Source organism: Photobacterium obscurum (assembly GCF_026191635.1).
Classification (GTDB): domain Bacteria; phylum Pseudomonadota; class Gammaproteobacteria; order Enterobacterales; family Vibrionaceae; genus Photobacterium; species Photobacterium obscurum.
Genome location: NZ_JAKRRW010000065.1, coordinates 1 through 513, shown reverse-complemented (window position 1 = coordinate 513; position 513 = coordinate 1). Strand labels below are relative to the sequence as shown.

Annotated in this window: 1 pseudogene; it reads right to left on the bottom strand. The window is 48.3% G+C overall.

Features of this window, described 5'->3' with window-relative positions:
* Window positions 1-227: 227 nt before the first annotated feature.
* Window positions 228-513 (bottom strand): annotated as a pseudogene (locus tag MD588_RS25930) (IS3 family transposase); the annotation flags it as partial.

The following is a 513-nucleotide window of genomic DNA, read 5'->3' as shown; positions in this document are numbered from 1 at the left end:
ATTACAGATCTCAAGGATCCGGGCCACATCGTCTTCAGACAGCTTATTTGCCGGTACCGGCCGTTTTGCAGTTAACCGTCTGTCACCTTCGGCAACCCCTTTATTTAACCAACGTTGGAGCGTACGAATTGGCAGCTCAATGGTCTTACAAGCCATCGTCTTGCGAGCTCCGGAGGCAACGGCTTCTTCGACCCATGTGGTTATTTGTTTTCGCTCAGTTAGAAGTGTTAATCGACCTCGTCGTCCTCCCAAAGGGCATTGAACTTTTTTCTCAGCACCAGCAATGCTGCGGTTTCTGCCAACGCTTTCTCTTTCCGCCGAAGTTCTTTCTCAAGTTGCTTGGTCTTGAGGCGCTCAGCTTTTAACTTAGCTTGCGCTTCCTTATCACTGGATTTAGCAGATGCAGTACCATTAATACAAGCTTGACGCCATTGAGCCACTTGTTCTGGATATAGGCCTTTAGAACGGCAATACTCTCCAAGTTCGATTTCGGATAGGCTGGCGGTTTCAACA